This window comes from Eubacteriales bacterium mix99 (genome assembly GCA_038396605.1).
Classification (GTDB): Bacteria; Bacillota; Clostridia; order Caldicoprobacterales; family DTU083; genus UBA4874.
In genome coordinates, this window is record CP121690.1 from 362,839 (window position 1) to 380,011 (window position 17,173).

General features: G+C 49.2%; 16 protein-coding genes. 3 read left to right on the top strand and 13 right to left on the bottom strand.

Annotated elements, in window-relative coordinates:
• Window positions 1–58: 58 nt before the first annotated feature.
• A complete protein-coding gene (locus QBE55_01500) occupies window positions 59–1,555 on the bottom strand; it encodes a sulfatase-like hydrolase/transferase (protein ID WZL79833.1) in 1,497 nt (498 codons plus the stop codon).
• 303 nt (window positions 1,556–1,858) lie between these two features.
• On the opposite strand from QBE55_01500, the gene QBE55_01505 reads away from it, so the two are divergent.
• From QBE55_01505 to QBE55_01515, 3 genes are all read left to right on the top strand, one after another.
• Complete coding sequence (locus QBE55_01505; GenBank protein ID WZL78874.1) at window positions 1,859–1,990, top strand: hypothetical protein; 132 nt, start codon at window positions 1,859–1,861, stop codon at window positions 1,988–1,990.
• Between the two features lie 392 nt (window positions 1,991–2,382).
• A complete protein-coding gene (locus QBE55_01510) occupies window positions 2,383–2,847 on the top strand; it encodes a transporter (GenBank protein WZL78875.1) in 465 nt (154 codons plus the stop codon).
• A 234-nt stretch (window positions 2,848–3,081) separates the two neighbouring features.
• Window positions 3,082–3,807, top strand: a complete 726-nt coding sequence (locus tag QBE55_01515) for a hypothetical protein (GenBank protein WZL78876.1) — start codon at window positions 3,082–3,084, stop codon at window positions 3,805–3,807.
• A 96-nt stretch (window positions 3,808–3,903) separates the two neighbouring features.
• On the opposite strand, the gene QBE55_01520 is transcribed toward QBE55_01515, so the two are convergent.
• From QBE55_01520 to QBE55_01575, 12 genes are all read right to left on the bottom strand, one after another.
• Window positions 3,904–4,770 (bottom strand): YitT family protein, encoded by an 867-nt coding sequence (locus QBE55_01520; GenBank protein WZL78877.1) that lies wholly within the window; start codon window positions 4,768–4,770, stop codon window positions 3,904–3,906.
• 162 nt (window positions 4,771–4,932) lie between these two features.
• The gene (locus tag QBE55_01525; protein WZL78878.1) at window positions 4,933–5,286 is read right to left on the bottom strand and encodes a type II toxin-antitoxin system PemK/MazF family toxin; all 354 of its coding nucleotides are present in this window, start codon (window positions 5,284–5,286) and stop codon (window positions 4,933–4,935) included.
• Window positions 5,283–5,558 (bottom strand): ribbon-helix-helix protein, CopG family, encoded by a 276-nt coding sequence (locus QBE55_01530; protein ID WZL78879.1) that lies wholly within the window; start codon window positions 5,556–5,558, stop codon window positions 5,283–5,285. The genes QBE55_01525 and QBE55_01530 overlap by 4 nt, the downstream gene beginning before the upstream one ends.
• Before the next feature lie 177 nt (window positions 5,559–5,735).
• The gene (locus QBE55_01535) at window positions 5,736–7,343 is read right to left on the bottom strand and encodes an NAD(P)H-hydrate dehydratase (GenBank protein ID WZL79834.1); all 1,608 of its coding nucleotides are present in this window, start codon (window positions 7,341–7,343) and stop codon (window positions 5,736–5,738) included.
• A gap of 64 nt (window positions 7,344–7,407) precedes the next feature.
• Complete coding sequence (gene acpS / locus QBE55_01540) at window positions 7,408–7,776, bottom strand: holo-ACP synthase (protein ID WZL78880.1); 369 nt, start codon at window positions 7,774–7,776, stop codon at window positions 7,408–7,410.
• 138 nt (window positions 7,777–7,914) lie between these two features.
• Window positions 7,915–10,209, bottom strand: coding sequence for a glycoside hydrolase family 3 C-terminal domain-containing protein (locus QBE55_01545; GenBank protein WZL78881.1), 2,295 nt, complete (start codon window positions 10,207–10,209; stop codon window positions 7,915–7,917).
• A gap of 236 nt (window positions 10,210–10,445) precedes the next feature.
• Complete coding sequence (locus tag QBE55_01550) at window positions 10,446–11,549, bottom strand: glycosyltransferase (protein WZL78882.1); 1,104 nt, start codon at window positions 11,547–11,549, stop codon at window positions 10,446–10,448.
• Window positions 11,550–12,006: 457 nt separating this feature from the next.
• Window positions 12,007–12,189 carry a hypothetical protein gene (locus tag QBE55_01555; protein WZL78883.1) on the bottom strand — a complete coding sequence of 61 codons (183 nt, stop codon included), beginning with the start codon at window positions 12,187–12,189 and terminating at the stop codon, window positions 12,007–12,009.
• Between the two features lie 105 nt (window positions 12,190–12,294).
• Window positions 12,295–13,548 (bottom strand): FAD-dependent oxidoreductase, encoded by a 1,254-nt coding sequence (locus tag QBE55_01560; protein WZL78884.1) that lies wholly within the window; start codon window positions 13,546–13,548, stop codon window positions 12,295–12,297.
• Between the two features lie 160 nt (window positions 13,549–13,708).
• A complete protein-coding gene (locus QBE55_01565) occupies window positions 13,709–15,244 on the bottom strand; it encodes an extracellular solute-binding protein (protein ID WZL78885.1) in 1,536 nt (511 codons plus the stop codon).
• An 80-nt stretch (window positions 15,245–15,324) separates the two neighbouring features.
• Complete coding sequence (locus tag QBE55_01570; protein ID WZL78886.1) at window positions 15,325–16,200, bottom strand: carbohydrate ABC transporter permease; 876 nt, start codon at window positions 16,198–16,200, stop codon at window positions 15,325–15,327.
• A 16-nt stretch (window positions 16,201–16,216) separates the two neighbouring features.
• Entirely contained in the window at window positions 16,217–17,146 is a 930-nt protein-coding gene (locus tag QBE55_01575) for an ABC transporter permease subunit (GenBank protein ID WZL78887.1), read from the bottom strand.
• Between the last annotated feature and the right edge of the window lie 27 nt (window positions 17,147–17,173).

Sequence of the window (17,173 nt, forward strand, 5' to 3'; positions counted from 1 at the left end):
CCCCTCTCTCCCATAATTATATTACGGCAATACCCGGATTGGATCTCCTGCTTCCTGCTTATCCCTTTTTCCGGGTTGCATTTTTCATGGGCAGGCCGGTACCGTAATCCAGCTGCCGGTCCTCAAAGTAAGGATCTTCCTCCCGCTGGCGCGTCATCAGCGTATAGTCCCAGGTTGCCGGGGAGGCATCCTCCCTCCAGGGACGCCTTTCCCAATAATATCCGCGAAACGGATCGCGGGTCTCGTTCATATGCTGCAAAAGAACATCATGAAGCTGATTGCGGATCTTCCTGTGCCGGGCAGATGAAATCAGATTTTTCATTTCCCCCGGATCCTCCTGCAAGTCATACAGTTCATCCCCGGATAACAGGTTGATTGTCAGTTTGTACCGTCCGTCAAATACGGTGCGCAGGGGCTGAAAGCCGCCAAATCCGTCATGATCCACTTCATATCGGCCAAACTCCATAAACACATAATCATTGACCCGTACGGCCGGGTCTTCGATTCCCCTGAGAAGGCTCTTTCCCTCCAGGACAGGGGGAATGGTGGCGTCCATCATTTCCAGAATGGTCGGCGTCAGATTGATATGGGAGACGGGATGAGGATCCACCTGTCCCCGGGGCACCCCTTTCCCCTTTATAATCAAAGGAATCCGGGTAATCTCATCATAAGCACAGGGACCTTTCCCCGTCAGATTATGAGAGCAGAGCATATCGCCGTGATCGGAGGTATAAATGACAATCGCATCCTGTGCGTACTGTTCCACCGCACCCATTACCAGGCCAATCTCATGGTCAATGTAGCTGTTGCACCCAAACAAGAACGGCGCGCGGATACGCAGATCCGACTTGTCCCTTTCCATCTGTTCCCTGCCCCAGATCTTTTGGTGTTCGGGTTTCCCACGCATATCATCATATACATTATCGCTGATGGGGAAAGCAAAATCCTGATACATTTTGGAATAAGGCATCGGGCAAATGGAAGGAGAGTGGGGTTCATCATAGGAAAGGACCAGAAAAAAATCCTCACTGTGACAGCGTTTCAGAAAGTCGATGGCCCGGTCGGTGCATCGGTGTCCAAAGGGAAAGGTCTCCGAAAAGTCCCGGCTCAGCATGAGATCTGCATTCCGGGAATCCAGCCGTTCCCGGTCTGTCAGTTCCTCCAGGTAGTTTCTCATATCGTACCAATATTCAGGGTCCCAGCCATCGGGACATTTCCCCAGACCGAAATAATCTCCTCCGTCCAGATGATATTTTCCGATATATGCAGTATGGACTCCTTCCTTGGAAAGCCGCTGCCCAATGGTCCTCGCATTATTGGAAAGGCCGGAGCTGTTTGCCCAGCTGCCCACGGAATGCGGGTATTGGCCGGTAAAAATGCCAGCGCGGGCAGGCTGGCATACCGGCTGTGTCGTATACGCCCGGTCATATCGGATCCCTTCCCCCGCCAGCCGGTCCAGATTGGGCGTTCTCAGCCCGGTATTCCGGTAGCACCCAAGCATATCCCAGCGCTGGGTGTCGGTCATGATGAAAACGATCTTCCGACTTTTTAGCATCACGCTTTTTCCTCCTGTTTAGTTTCTTATTTAAATCCTTATTTGATTTCTTCCGGATGTCTCTTCCGGAGGCATTCCGCCCGCCATGGTTGACCACTCCATTGTGTATGCCAAACCGTTTCGCCTTTTCATTATATATCCAATTTCCGAGCTTGCCAAGAACACAGGCAATGAGTCCGGAAATTCCAGTTAAACCTCTCAGATCGTAAAAATAAATAAAAAAATGGAAGAGTATCTTCACTCTCCGCATACCTTACGATTCATGTTCAATCTGGTTCACAATCTGGCTTGGAGGTGCGATCAATGCAGCCACAGCTGCAGGCAAAGGCGCCGGTGGATGGGCTTCCGTTTATGACGCCATTGATGCAATGGCTGACCGTAGATTCATCCCGTATTTCCCCTGTGAAAAGAATCGCCAAACTTACCGAAAATTAATGAACGAATATGTCCTGCTGCATGATTATTTTGGCTGCCATGGCAACGATGTTATGAAACGACTACGATCCTTACAGAATATATAAATATATTATCAAGGCATTGATGGCCATGACCATACATAATCAAAAACTCACTTTTAGGAGAAGGAAGTACATAGATCATAAAAACGCCAAACAGTATTCGAGATCCTAAAAATTAAATACGAATTCATGAATATTCAGGCAAATGTGATAATTCAGCTTGTGAAGCCGCATTTGCCTGTGATATTCTTATAACAGGCTTCCGATTGGCCCTGCGGCTGTCAAACGCTCATCGTATCCGAGCACCTATCGTGTCCGTAAGGATCCAATATGGTGAAAATATTGAGACCGCTGTGAAGGGGGATCCCGATGAAAAGTAAACTGAATATCACCAAAACATTGAACCGTATAGCAGATCTTGTGGAATTGATCATTGCATTCATTATAATTATCGCCGTTTTATGCCTTCTGGGACATGTGATCGCCGGCTTGTTCACCCGGCAATTTTTATTGGGCCAGTTTGATTTTCATGAGCTGCTGTCCGGACTGTTCAATATCATCATTGGCCTGGAGTTTACGCGGATGCTCTGCAAGCATACCCCTGAAACCATCGTTGAGGTACTCATGTTTGCCACAGCCAGGCAGATGATTGTGGAGCACTCCGGCCCGTTGGATACGCTACTGGGCGTTATTGCCATCGGCCTGTTGTTTGCCATGCGGAAATATCTTCAGCCAGGGCTTTCCGAGGAGGACGGCAATATATACATCAAAAATCTTCGGCATACGATAAGAAAACGAAGAAACAAAAAGGAACTGCCGGAGGAAGACAGCTAAGACAGCAGCGAAGCTTAAAGTCCGAACCCCCCCTTTGACAGGGCCTATGGCATCTATCTGAAGTCTGGCGGCAAAGCAGGTACGGCCTATCAGAACGGAAAGGCCCTGCAATAAGCACTGCCGGATGGTCTCTCACGGGAGAGCCTGATATCGGATTCTCCTTTTCCTTTCTCATCATCTCGGGTGTCTACCGGACCGGGGTACGGAATAGATTAATACAGGAGGTGCATTTTCATGAAACATCCGGTCCGGCATCCACGAAATAAAACAAGGAATGAAGCCATCAGGGAAAAGGTCAAGCCGCTGGTCTCCGTCCTCATTCTTGCGGTTATGCTGGTCTCCCTGTATGTCAGCAGCTACATTCCGTTTGACCGATATGTAAGCAAACAGATTGCGACATTCAACGCCATTGGAACCGGCAGAGGCACCAACGGCACGAACGCAATTCCCAGTGAAGAAGGCAAAGGCAAAGCCATAGGGACAGGCAAAGTCATAAATACAGGCAGCTCCAAGGCAAACCAGGCCGTCCGTACAGACGATACCGATAAAGCCGGCACAAAAGGGGATCATTACGGATACCTCCAGCCGCAGGTGGTGGACGGCTTTTCAGAGGAGCCGATCCAGGGAGCCACTGTGGTGATTCCCGAGATCAACCAGAAGTTTGTGACCGCTGAGGATGGATACACAGCTGCGATCCGGATCCCGATACAGGAAGACGCGCATTTTGAAAAGATCGAGCCAAAGCCATGGAGCGAGGTTACGATCCTGGTATATTGTCCGGACTACATTGAATATGCCCTTTTTCAGGCTCATGTGTGGGAAAGCCAGTCCAGAAAGGGACCAAAGATATTGCTGTTTCCAAAGGAAAAAGGCAAGGAAAATGAGCCTTTTGGCGTAGTGGAGGGTCCGCATCGGATCTGGATCAAGGAGTTGGTGGAAAAATACCGGCCAAAGAAATAGGGCTGAAGAGATAGGGTCAAAGAAATCAGATCAGGGAAATAGGGCACGGATAGAGAAACCCCTGAATCCGGAACCCGGGAAAGTACGACCGCGGCATCAGCCGCTGAACCCCTCCCCCGTCACCTCCCTTACATCGGCTACCAGAATAAAGGCAGCGGAATCGATTTCATGGATCATGCCCTTCAATTCGGCTATCTGCGTCCGGTTGACCGCGCAGAGTATGACATCTTTTCCCTTGCCGGTATAGGCGCCTTTTCCGCTCAGCAAGGTAGCTCCCCGGTCCAGTTCCTTCAAAATCCATTGGGAGATTTCTTCGGAGTGATCCGATATGATGAAAACAGCCTTGGCCGAATTCAGACCTTCCTGCACCATATCCACCACTTTTGAGCTCAGGGCCAGCGCCACAACAGCGTACAGGCCCTGGCTGGGTCCCAGAAAAATAGCTGCCAGCAGCACCACGGACAGATCCACCATAAACAGCACCAGACCGACGGAAATGGATGAGAAATGCTGATGGATCAGTCTGGCAAGGAGATCCGTCCCGCCGGTGGTGGCGTTCATGCGGAAAATAATGCCAAGCCCCAGTCCCATCAGAATTCCGCCGTAGATGGAGGCCAGGAGGCTGTCGTTGGTAAGCGCTGGTACCTTGACCAGGTCAATGAACACCGAAAGGAGAATGGTGGCAAGCAGTGTCCGGACGCCGAATGTTCCTCCCAACTGCCGAATGCCGGTTAAAAACAGAGGAATATTCAGAACCAGGGTCGTAACGCCAACCGGGAAATCAAACAGAAAATAAAAAACGGAAGCAAGTCCGCTTAATCCGCCCGGTGCGATTTCATTGGGAATAAAGAAAAAATTAAAGGAAAGAGCCGTCAGAAGGGAGCCCAATACGATTAGAAAATATTCCTTTATCACGCTTTTGTTCATTGTTTTGCTTTTGTTCATTGTTTTGCTTTTTTTCATTGTTTTGCTTTTTTTCATATGTAATTAAGAAGTACTCCTTTACTGCTAAATATCCTGTCCCTGTTATTATACCATTTTCAGCGTACAGTTTGAAGGATCCTCTCCCGGAAGCTTGTCCCAAATCAAAAAGGATTGTAAGTCAGGTTCCCTTACAATCCCTCATCAGAGTTCTATCAAACCGAAGCTGATCTGAATGGCCTCATCCACGGTTTTCATGACTTCCGCAGACAGGAATCCGATCTTTTCCTTCAGCCTTTTCTTGTCTATGGTCCGAACCTGTTCCATCAGAATTACCGAATCCTTTGGCAGGCCATAGTCCCTGGCACTGATTTCCACATGGGTTGGAAGCTTTCCTCTGTTGATCTGGGATGTGATGGCAGCAATAATCACGGTGGGACTGTACTTATTGCCGATATCATTCTGGACAACCAGCACCGGTCGGACACCACCCTGCTCGGAACCCACCACGGGGCTCAAATCGGCATAATAGATTTCTCCTCTTCTTACCATGGTCATTCACACTCCGATAAAATGGCCTCATATTCCTCCAATGCCCGGACATCCGACTCCAGGCCGACTTCTGTCATCTCTGAGTTGATCCTGGCCATTTCTTCATAGCCTTTTTTCATCTTCTCCCTTATCTCTATCCTATGCCTTTCCCGTATATAAAGTTTCATCGCTTCACGAATAAATTCGCTGCGATTCTTTTTCTCAATGGCTACGATCTCGTCCACTTCCTGAAGCAAACTGTCCGGCAGACTCACTAAAATCTTCTTCAACTCAGCCACAGAAGGCACCTCCTAAATTGCTGCATCCCACTGAAAAATCCCTGCAGAAATTCTTACAACTTTGCATTTTGCATTATGCACTTAGTATATTCTACGATGGCAGAAATAATCCTGCTGGCAATATATTCCTTGCTATCTTGCCCCCTCCCATGAAGAAGAAACAGGGATCCGCTGCATTCAGCCGGGTTCCTCCTGCTTCAACGCATACAGTCTCTTCAGCGTGTGCGGAATGGCATTCATCAGATCCCCTGCCGTCATGCCCGCTTCGCCGATGCGGCAGGCAGCTTCATCCCCTGCCCGGCCATGCAGGTAGCATCCCAGCACAGCGGCATCAAACGGGGAATATCCCTGTGCCACAAGGGAAGCGATCATCCCGGTGAGTACATCGCCGCTTCCGCCCGTACCCATTCCCGGATTTCCCGATCGGTTCAGGTATACCCGGCTGTCGGGACCCGCCACAACAGAGGCCGCACCTTTCAGTAAAACGATCACATGGTACTTCCTGGCTGTCTCCAGTGCAGTCTCAACAGGCCGTTTCAGGATATCCTCCGTTGCGATTCCCGTCAACGTGGACATTTCCCCGGGGTGAGGCGTCAGAATAACCGGAGCCGGATACTCCCTCAGCAGGTCTTTATCCTTTGATATCTGATTCAAACCATCTGCGTCTATTACTATGGATATATGATATCGGCTGAAAATATTCCTGATTATTTCAAAAACACCGGGATCTTTTCCACAGCCTGGCCCCAGTGCCAGTACATCCTTGCCCTTCAGAAGCTCTTCCACGTCCGGAAAGCTTTCCGGAATCAGATGGCCCTGCCCTTCGTCCTCCAGCGGCATGGTCATAACCTCCGTCAGCTTCTCCGCCAGCACAGGCTGCAGTCCGGCAGGAATCCCCAGTGTCACCAGCCCGGCTCCGGTCCGGAGTGCGGAGACCGATGTCATACAAGCCGCGCCGGTCAGCCCGGTGGAGCCTGCAAGGACGGCGACCCTGCCAAAGGTCCCCTTGTGTCCGTCCCTCGGCCGCTCCCGAAGCCTCCTTGCCGCTTCCCGGTCGTCCAGCGTGAACATGCCGGCACCAACGCTTTTTGCACTGTCCGGCGGAAACCCGATGGCACGCAGATGGACACGCCCGGAAAAATTCCTGCCCGGAAACAGAATGTGGCCTGGTTTCAGATAGCCAAAGGTAACGGTGTCATCGGCCCGCATCGCTGTTCCCTGTATTTGGGCCGTCTCCCCGTTGATACCGGAGGGAATGTCAATCGCCACGACAGAGCCTGCACTTTTATTGGCTTCCCCGATCACAGCGGCATAGTTTCCTTCGATCGGCCGGTCCAGGCCGGTACCGAACAGGCTGTCGATGATCAGAAACGCCTCCCGGATCACTGCCAGGGCGCGTCCGGGATCCTGCCCATCCTCCAGACGCAGAACGGTAAGGGATACGCCATCCGGACCCGAATTCTTTTCCTGCAGGGCCTTCAGGATTGCAAAATTGGTACCGGCATCCCCCGAAGGATTTTTCCCGCTGCGGCCCAGGATCAGAACCGTCACCCGGTAGCCGGACAGGGCGAGATGCCTGGCTACCGCCAATCCGTCTCCTCCGTTGTTGCCGCAGCCGGCAAGAACCAGGACCCTGCCGGACCGGCCAAAAAAGGACAGCGGATAGCGTTCCCGGATGACGTCCGTTACCCGAATAGCCGCGTTCTCCATGAGAACCATACCGGGAATCTGAAATTCCGCATTTGCCCTATGATCGATTTTTTTACTCTGGGAAGGAGTCACCACATACAAAACCGTTCACCTCTCTGATAAAATCCATTCCGATTTTTCCCCGTGCACTGTCAGGATCTCAGCCGTCAATGACAGCCTGTGCTGCGGCAAGATCCCGGATATGGGTAATGGAAATCAAAACATTCTTTCCCCCGATGGCATGCATCCGTTCCAGGGCGTTTCCGGTCAGCACCGCATAAGGCTTTCCCAGATCATCCTGAAGGATTTCCACATCCAGCCAGCGGGCATATCCGAAACCGGTTCCAAGAGCCTTGGATACTGCTTCCTTTGCTGCAAATATCCCGGCAGCGGTCTGCGCACTCTGGTTCCGATCCGAAATATATTGCTGCTCCGAAGGGGTATAAACTTTCCTCAAAAAACCCGGGTGTTTGATGGAGCGTCCCACCCGGGCTGTTTCAATCAGATCCAATCCAATTCCTGCAATCATATTCCTGCAATCATCCTCTGACCATCCATTTCCGCTTTTCCATACTTTCTTCCTTATTAATATACCCCAAACCTGTGAAAAAAGCAACAAACGTCAGATAAGCAAGGGAAAACGTCCTGTCCTGCACTTCCCTGTCTCTTATTCTGCCTTTTCGGCTGCTGTCAGGGCATCGTTGATGTTGTCGACCAATTGCTGCAGCATGGCGTTGGTGATTTTCCCGCCGGCAAAGTTTCGGATTGCACGCAGGGGAGCATTGAAGAACATATTCCTTGCCATGCTATCCGCCCCTCCTCCCAGCTCTTCGTCCCCGGAACCGGATGATAAAGGCATGCCGGCCTGCTGTGCCGCTTTCTGAAGGGCGGCCGCCGACACCGGATTGGCCAGAATATCCCCCAGAGTGGTATTCCGGGTGACACGCCATCCCGCCGCCGGCTGATCGGTTCGGACAACCTTGCCCGCCAGGCGGATATCCCGGCTGGACGCGCCGGCCAGAATTCCATATTCCCCGGCGGGAACCACCCAATCTGCGGTTTCCGCGCTGTAACAGGCAAAAGCGCGTTTGGTCAGGACCACCGATACCTCTTTTTCCTCCCCGGGCGCCAGGGATATCTTTGCAAAACCGCGAAGCTCCCTGTCCGGACGGACGGGGCCTTTTCCGGCAGGCCGCTGCACATAGATCTGCACCGTTTCCCTGCCGCTCCGCTTTCCGGTGTTTCTCACCTTCAGCGTCACCGTTAAGGATTCCTCGCCGGAAACTTTCTTCCGGTCCACATGCAGATCGCTGTACTCAAAGGAAGTATAGGACAAACCGTGACCAAAGGGAAACAGCACTTCCCGGTCCACACTGTCGTACCAGCGATACCCTGTGAAAACCCCTTCCCGGTATTCCACCCGGTCCCTGTCTCCCGGAAAATTCAAATAGGACGGGGAGTCCTGAAGCCGGAGGGGAAAGGTTTCCGCCAGCTTACCGCTGGGATTGGCCGATCCGTAAAGCAGATCCACCTGGGCTTCGCCGACCGCTTCTCCGCCCAGATAGCTTTCCAGTACAGCTTCCGCCTTATCAATCCATGGCATTTCCACCGGACTGCCATTTTGCAGCACCACCACACAATGCGGCTGAACCGCAGCCACCGCTTCTATGAGAGCATTGTGGCTTTCGGGCATGCGCATATGTATCCGGTCGTACCCTTCCGATTCATAGCTTTCCGGCAAACCGACAAACACCACGGCCACATCAGCGCATTTGGCTGCTTCCACTGCCCCGGCAATCAATGCCTTATCCGGCACATCGCTGTCCGGACGGTATCCGGGAGCATAGGAAACGGAAAACCCCTGCTGCTTCGCAGCTTCCAGGGCTCCTACCACCCTGTGGGCGTTGATGTGACTGCTGCCGCTGCCCTGATAGCGGGGCGTTTTGGCAAAAGCGCCGAGAAAAGCAACTTTCTGCCGGCCGTCCAGCGGCAGTACTTTCCTTTCGTTTTTCAGCAGTACCATGCTTTGGCAGGCAATATCAAAGGCCAGCTCATGATCCCTGTCCCGGTCAAACACCGCATGGGGATCCCGGTTTTCCAGAAAACGCTGACTGATACGGAGAATCCGTTCCACGGCAGTATCCAGAACCGATTCCTTCAACCGGCCATCCCGAACGGCCTGTACAATCTCAGCGTCATTTACACCGCCGCTTCCGGGCATCTCCAGATCCTGACCGGCAATCAGCCCGGCCACCCGGTCATCGCAGGCGCCCCAGTCCGTCACCACATATCCGTCAAATCCCCATTCCTTCCGCAGGATTTCCGTCAGCAGCCGGGGACTCTGGGACACATATTCCCCGTTGATCCGATTGTAACTGCACATGACCGTCCATGGCTTTGCCTGGCGGACCACCTGTTCAAATGCTGCCAGATAAATTTCCCGCAGGGTTCGCTCATCGATTTCCGCGGAAACAGACATGCGCCGTTCTTCCTGATTGTTGGCGGCAAAGTGTTTTACGCTTACGCCCACATGCCGGCTCTGAACCCCTTCGGTAAAGGCAGCGCCCAGTTGTCCGGCCAGATATGGATCCTCGGAATAGTATTCAAAATTCCGGCCGCACAGGGGACTGCGCTTGATATTGATCCCCGGTCCAAGGAGCACGCCGACATCTTCGGCCTGACATTCGTTGCCCAGTGCCACGCCCATCTTCCGCAGCAGTTCCGGGTCAAAAGACGACGCCAGACCGCAGGCGGCAGGAAAACAAACCGCCTCAATGGAATCGTTGATGCCGAGATGGTCGCCTTTCTGATCCTGCTTTCTCAATCCGTGAGGTCCGTCCGACACCATTATGCTTTCCACGCCAAGCCGCTCAACCGGTTTTAAGTGCCAGAAATCGAGACCGCTGCACAGGGATGCTTTCTCTTCCAGAGTCATCCGGGCAATTACATTTTTGATGTTCATGACTGCACCTCCATAGTTTAGGGAAACCCTTTACAAAAACTCTCCTGTCCTTCCATTGCATCCTATCACAAAATCCGCTATGGGTAAATCATGCTCCATTCCATACATATGTCTCACCTCTCCCGTTTCCCGTTCCACGGGGCCTGATTCCGGGCAAACCGGCTGTCCATTTTTTTCGCCCCAGCCCGGAATCCTTTTTTATATTTTATGACAATGAATAGGTTCTGTTACCCTGTTTATTCAAGGCTCAGAATAAAATCGCATAAATCCATGGAAGAGTTGGGACGGGCCATGTAATTCATCCGGCTGATCATGGTATGAACCTTTTCCGTATTGGTCAGCAGCTGATAAACCGCTTCATCGGCAGGAAAGGTTTTGCTTGCCTTCATTGCCAGGCCATTGTTCAGGAGAAACTCCACATTGCGGTCCTCCTGTCCGGGAATGGGATCAATCAGCAGCATGGGAAGCCCCTTAGCCAGGCTTTCCGATACGGTCAGTCCCCCTGGTTTGGTAAGGATGCAGTTGGATGCATCCATCATAACATCGACATTTTTTACAAAGCCATAGTTATATATGGATCTGGCAAGATCCAGTTCATCGAGTTTTGCCTTCAGACTGCGGTTGTTTCCGCAAACGGACAGAATCTGAAAGTCCAGATTCAGGCGATCGATCTGCTTCACTGCCTTCGCCACATCCCCATGGCCCATGCTGCCGCTCATTATCAGTACGGTGTCCTTGTCCTGGATGGAAAGAGCTGCACGGGCTTCTCCCACCGGCATTCTTTTTGCAAACTTTTTATTGATGGGGATCCCGAAGGATTTCAGACGGTCCTCCCTCAGTCCCTTTCTCACAGCCTGCCTGGAAAGCAGTTCATTGGCAATGATATAGAAGTCCAGGTCCGCCTCTTCCCAGAACGGATGGATGGTAAAATCGGTCACGATGCCGATTATCCTGGCACGAAGGCCGACACGGCGCCGGATCTGCGTTAAAATCTGCGCAGGAAAAATATGCGTGCAGACAATGACATCCGGGTCGTATTCATCAATATAGCAGACCAGTTTTTTTGCCCATATGGAATTGGCCTTCCGGTCCACGGACATTTTCAGATTGTTTTTCTCCAGCTTTTCCGCCGCGCGATAGATCTTGCCATATAAAGCCGGGGTCAGTTTGATGGACAGCAGATAGCCCTGGGAAATTGACGCCTTTAAAATTGGGTTGATGTATTCAAATGTGTCCAGCATAATGCAGTCCACATTTTTTTCCCGCAGACACTCCATCACAGACTTTCCTGTCTGATTATGCCCTTGTCCGGCTGTAACCGATAAAAAAAGGACCTTCATAACGATCTCTCTCTTCCCTTGTATACTCCATATTTGCTTTTCCCCCCTATTTTAACTTATTTCCGATGTTCCTTCCAGTAAAACTTTTCTTTCGCTTATCAGCGGGCACGACTTTTTTGCTTTTCGGGAAAGCAAACCGTAATGGTCAATTTTCCGGCCGCGTAATCTGCTTGAATGCTGCATGCTGCCTCCCATGCGTTCTGTCAATTGCTTTGCGATGGAAAGCCCCAGGCCTGTGGAAACAGCGACACGTCCATTTTTATCTCTTCCCGGGCGGAAACAATGATGGAGTAGCGAAAGAGTTCGCGTTTTTCGTGATACTGTTATGGCATTTTCATGACCGGACAGGAACGCTGCAGGACCAAAGCAGGGAAAGCCAGGAACGAAAAGAAGAAGCCGCCTAAAATAAGCGACTCCTTCCATAATTTCTCTGTCAGTTCATTGTACTCCGACTTTCTTATGCCTCTGCCACTCCACGGCAACCACCAAAGAACCTTCCTCCGCCAAACATAATGACAAGAATCAGGAAGAAGAAGAGTAATTCGGATCCGGACTCGAACAGTCCGCAGTTGCAGAAGAAGATAACCAGCAGAAGGAAGAAGAATAACAAGCTGTCATCGTCTCTACCGAAGAATCCCATACTTAAACCCCCTCTTTGAATTGTAAAGTATCAGGCACAGGGATTTTATCCCGGTATGCCCTTCACTTACAGTATATGAGGAAATAATCAATGGGTGTATGGCAATCAGTCAAATAAAATCACACCGGAATCCAGCAGAACCTTCTGTACGGCATCGGCAGGCAGTTCACGGGGAAGAACGTCCTTCTGTGCCGACAGTGCCGCTGCAATACCTGCCGCCTGCCCCAGGGGAATCGCAATCTTCATGACCCGATAGGAGGCATGGGCCCGGTGCGTACCGGAGATGCAGCGTCCGGTTACGATCAGCCCGTCAATTTTTCGGGGAATCAGACAGCGAAGGGGGATATCGTAGGGCCTGGTCTTTTTGGCCTTTCCTTCCGCCTGTCCTCCTCCTGTGGGATTGTGAATATCCACCGAAAACCTCGCATTATGCACTACAACATCGGGAAAGCGCGCTCCCGTCAATACGTCCTCATCGGTCAGTACATACTCTCCCAGGATCCGTCTGGTTTCCCGCACGCCCAACACATCGGCGCTGTCCTTCAGTCTGCAGTCCCCATATCCCGGTATATATTTCCGGAGAAAATCCACGACCTGAACGATCTGCTCCCTCAGGAGAAGTTCTGCCTTGATCAGATCCTTCCGATCGGTTCCGTCGGTATGATTTGCCTGTGTGGTATTACACAGCACCTCGCCCTTGTTCACATGCGGATAAAGCCGCACCACACTGACGTTCTCCGGCAGCCTTCCTTCGTCATTGGCCTTGATACAATATTCATCGTAGCGCATCCCATGAACCGGAGTGGCACATTCCTCTCCGTAACAGAATACTGCCCAATCCGTATCCACATTTTCCAACGTAAACATCAGTGTCGCCGGCTGCACCAGTTTATCTCCCGGTCGTCCCATCCCATATTCCGCTCCTGCGCAATAGGCAGCCAGACCATCTCCCGTGGCATCCACCACCACATCACCATAGATCTCTTCCAATCCGTTTTTTCCGGCGATCACCAAACCGCGGATGGTATTGCCCTCCATAATGGCATCTGCAACCTGGGTCTGCACGTAAATATCCACCCCTGCATCGGAAACCCATCTGGGCAGGGCCATCTTGGCCCACTCCACATCATGCATCCTTTGAGGGCCCCCGACTTTCAGAAGATCGCATATCTCCTCCGTCATGGTGCCTTTGTCCGTCGATCCCATAATCGGGCCGACGTGCCCGGAAGTCAGATTGCCGCCCAAAACCCCGTTTTTCTCAATCACAGCTGTCCGGGCGCCCAGTCTTGCCGCGGACACTGCCGCAGCCAGGCCGGCTGGCCCTCCTCCTGCCACGATCACATCGTACTTCTCTGACATGAAACCACTCCTCTTTTTCAGCCAGGTTAACATCAACCGTAAATTAACCCTAATGACAACCGGAGGCCAAATATGCACCGGTTGTAACAGCTCAAGATCCCATTCTGCGAGTATTATAACACTTATCTAAACAACTCATCTGTAATTTATAATCCAATTCTTATTTGGCCTGTTCCTGATACCATTCATTTCGCTCTTTCGTTATTTCTCTTCCTCCCTGATTTTCCCACTGATTCAGGAAATCATCATATTCCTTCATAGGCTTGACACCCATAATGAACTGAGTAAAGGTATCCTGTACAAAAGCATTTAATGATTGAATGTACTTTCCCTCTGCAGGGAGAGGTGGCATATAAGCCAGGGCAGGCTTCACTGCATACTGATCATATTTGTTGTTCAATGTCTCAAAGGCTTCCCCAAGGCTCGGATCCCGCCAGATTCGCGCCAGCCACATATCAGGATAAATCTTCTCATCAAAGCCATTTAAGTAAGCATAGGCATTCCCACGCTGTTTGGTGAACTCCGGCATAATCGGACGGTATTTATTCCCATCTTCAACTTTATACGTAACGCCTTCCTCGCCCAATGTCAAAAACGTAAAATTCTTGGGGTCCAATTTGGCATCCATAAAGGAAACCGCATGCTTAATATTCGGGCTTTTCTTCATCACACCACTTACATTGTTAAGACTAAAGCCTGCAGGGACAATACCCACCTTTCCGTTTTCATCTTTCAGTGGAAATATTAATGATATTTTCCCTTCCGGTACATTCTTTTGCAGAGCCTCAGGAGTTCCTACCGCTCTCAGCCAACCATAAGGCATTGCCGCCGCCTTTCCACTGGTAAATTTCGCAAGGATAGTATCTGATTTATTCATGGAGAAATCTTTATCCAGCAGACCTTCATCATATAATTTCTTCATGAAGGTCAGATATTTCTTCATCTGAGGCAATTTACCATACCAGGTGATTTCTCCATTCCTCTCAGGCCATGCATCATAGAGATCAAAAGCACTCAGGATAATCGGGTTGAATGGGTTATCCGATGTATAGGGTATCATGTCCGGTTTCTTCTGCTTTATCGTTTTCAACATGCTATAGAACCCATCAAGATCCGTGGGAACCGGCAAGGACAATTCGTCCAAAATATCCTGTCGCACTGCAAGACAGGCATCAATATTAGGTCTTTCCGTTATCTGCGGAATCCCATATGTCTTCCCATCCTTACGGATTGTTTGAAAACTTTCTTCAGATATCGAATTTAAAATATTTTTCCCATGAGTTGCAAGTACATCATCCAATTGCGCATAAATTCCCTGAGAGACCAAACGACTGTAATCAATAGGTGCAAGCTTCAGAATGTCATAAACAGTACCTCCGGAAACCTCCAGATTAAGTTTTTCACCGGGGTTATCCGCCGGCAGCATAAAGTATTCCACATCATAGCCGGTGCGCTCCACTACATCATGATAAGTAGGATCGTTGTTGATATCCACATCAGGTGCGTACCAAGTCAAAATTTTTAATTTTGGCTTTTTGGAATTGGAGGATTTTGAATTATCCTCCGTATTTTTTTGTTGAGACAAATCTGATTTTGCTTTACCGGCGTTACCGGATTGTCCTTTGCTGCAGGCAGTAATCGAGAGAAGTAAAGCCGTCACCAAGAGAAGACATACAATTGATTTTTTGATTTTCATAATAGAGCCCTCCTAAAGATTGTTATATTCTCGCAGAATGTTCTAAGCATAACCCCTTACATACGTTAAAGTTCAATGTGCTATCCCTTAACAGATCCAACTGTTATCCCGGTAACAAAATACTTCTGCAAATAGGGATAAAAAAGCAAAATGGGCAGGGTAGCAGCAAAAATGGTGGCAGCCTGAACTCCTCCCGGAGATAAGTTCATAAATTCATCTGCCGACATATCATTTTGCAGCTGTGTCGCTGAAATAATCAGATCGTTCAAATATAGCTGCAATGTTCGTTTACCAGGACTGCTGATAAACATTCTGGCATGGAAATAATTATTCCAGTATCCAACCGCATAAAACAAGGTCATTGATGCCAGCACAGGAAGACACATCGGCAGAACTATGGAGAACAATATTCTCGTTGGACCTGCTCCGTCAATTTCAGCTGATTCTTCAATACTTTCCGGCAACCCTTCCATATAGGATTTGATTATCAGCATATTGAACTGAGCCAATAAGAAAGGTATGATCAGTGACCATAAGGTATCAATGAGATTCAGCATCTTCATCAACATATAAGATGGTACAATCCCACCATAAAATATCATGCTGAATACAAACAACAGCAATAAAAATTTTCTCCCCCGCAGCCAGGATTTGGACAGCGGATAAGCAGTTAATACCGTAACTATCATGCTCAGAACTGTTCCAATAACAGTTATCAGTATCGTGTTGCGATATGAACTGTAAAAGTCATGCTTTGATAACACATATTTATAATATTCCAATTCAAAGCCCCTAGGCAAAATACCAACAGTATTGGAGATAACATACTTTGAATCGCTTAAGGAAACTGCCAGTATGTGTAATATAGGTATAAGTGTCAAAAAGCCTGTCAGTGTAAGAAGAATATAGTTTATAGTGATGAAACTACGATCGCCTTTTGTCTTCCTATTCTGCATTATCCACCCCTCCATTCTACCAAATGCTATAATCCGTTACTTTCTTGCTCAGATAATTACCGCCAATTACCATGATAAAGCTGATAACTGAATTGAACAATCCTGCAGCTGTCCCCATACTATAATCCATTTTCCCAAGTCCCATTCGATAAACATACGTATCAATAATATCGGCGGTGGAATATACGCCCGGATTATACATCACAAGTATTTGTTCAAATCCGGCATTTAGTATGCTTCCCATCCTTAATGCCAGCATCATGGCAACAGTTGGCATAATACCAGGTAAAGTAATATACCAGATCTGCTGCATTTTTTGAGCTCCATCAATAGTTGCAGCCTCATATAGTTCACCATTTATTCCAGTTATAGCAGAAAGATATATAATACTTCCCCAGCCCATCTCCTTCCAGCCATCACTAAAAACCAATGTCCATCGGAATACCTGCGGATCACTGAAAAAGCCAATTGGTTGTAATCCGATATCTGTAAGTAGAGCATTTACTGCTCCATAGCTTCCAAGTAATGTGGATAAAATACCGAATACAACAACCCAGGAAAGAAAATGGGGAAGATATACCACCGTCTGGAGTGTTTTTTTGTATCGTATAGATGGAATCTCACTGATTAACACTGCTAATATAATCGGAACCGGAAAAAGAGCAAATAACTTCATAAGGCTTATGATAATAGTATTCTGAAATACATGGGCAAAATCTCCATAAGAAAAAAGCTTCTTGAAATTATCAATTCCTACAAAAGGACTTAGAAATAAAGATTCCAGAATGTTATCTCCTGCAAAAATTTGAAAATCCTGAAATGCCATAGTCAATCCTATTAATGGAAGGAACTTATAAATAATAACGTATAATAGCCCTGGAATCAGCATCAGATAAAGGGGATAGTAACGCTTCCAATACTCCTTTCCCCCGGACTTCATATGCATCCCGATCAGCCTCCTTTTTCTTTTACA

What these genes read in the sequence shown, in the direction of transcription:
- QBE55_01545 (WZL78881.1), bottom strand. Translation starts at nt 10,209, where the DNA reads ATGAACATCAAAAATGTAATTGCCCGGATGACTCTGGAAGAGAAAGCA.
- QBE55_01515 (WZL78876.1), top strand. Translation starts at nt 3,082, where the DNA reads ATGAAACATCCGGTCCGGCATCCACGAAATAAAACAAGGAATGAAGCC.
- QBE55_01520 (WZL78877.1), bottom strand. Translation starts at nt 4,770, where the DNA reads ATGAAAAAAAGCAAAACAATGAACAAAAGCAAAACAATGAACAAAAGC.
- QBE55_01575 (WZL78887.1), bottom strand. Translation starts at nt 17,146, where the DNA reads ATGCATATGAAGTCCGGGGGAAAGGAGTATTGGAAGCGTTACTATCCC.
- QBE55_01525 (WZL78878.1), bottom strand. Translation starts at nt 5,286, where the DNA reads ATGACCATGGTAAGAAGAGGAGAAATCTATTATGCCGATTTGAGCCCC.
- QBE55_01555 (WZL78883.1), bottom strand. Translation starts at nt 12,189, where the DNA reads ATGGGATTCTTCGGTAGAGACGATGACAGCTTGTTATTCTTCTTCCTT.
- QBE55_01505 (WZL78874.1), top strand. Translation starts at nt 1,859, where the DNA reads ATGCAGCCACAGCTGCAGGCAAAGGCGCCGGTGGATGGGCTTCCGTTT.
- QBE55_01560 (WZL78884.1), bottom strand. Translation starts at nt 13,548, where the DNA reads ATGTCAGAGAAGTACGATGTGATCGTGGCAGGAGGAGGGCCAGCCGGC.
- QBE55_01550 (WZL78882.1), bottom strand. Translation starts at nt 11,549, where the DNA reads ATGAAGGTCCTTTTTTTATCGGTTACAGCCGGACAAGGGCATAATCAG.
- QBE55_01510 (WZL78875.1), top strand. Translation starts at nt 2,383, where the DNA reads ATGAAAAGTAAACTGAATATCACCAAAACATTGAACCGTATAGCAGAT.
- QBE55_01570 (WZL78886.1), bottom strand. Translation starts at nt 16,200, where the DNA reads ATGCAGAATAGGAAGACAAAAGGCGATCGTAGTTTCATCACTATAAAC.
- acpS (WZL78880.1), bottom strand. Translation starts at nt 7,776, where the DNA reads ATGATTGCAGGAATTGGATTGGATCTGATTGAAACAGCCCGGGTGGGA.
- QBE55_01500 (WZL79833.1), bottom strand. Translation starts at nt 1,555, where the DNA reads ATGCTAAAAAGTCGGAAGATCGTTTTCATCATGACCGACACCCAGCGC.
- QBE55_01565 (WZL78885.1), bottom strand. Translation starts at nt 15,244, where the DNA reads ATGAAAATCAAAAAATCAATTGTATGTCTTCTCTTGGTGACGGCTTTA.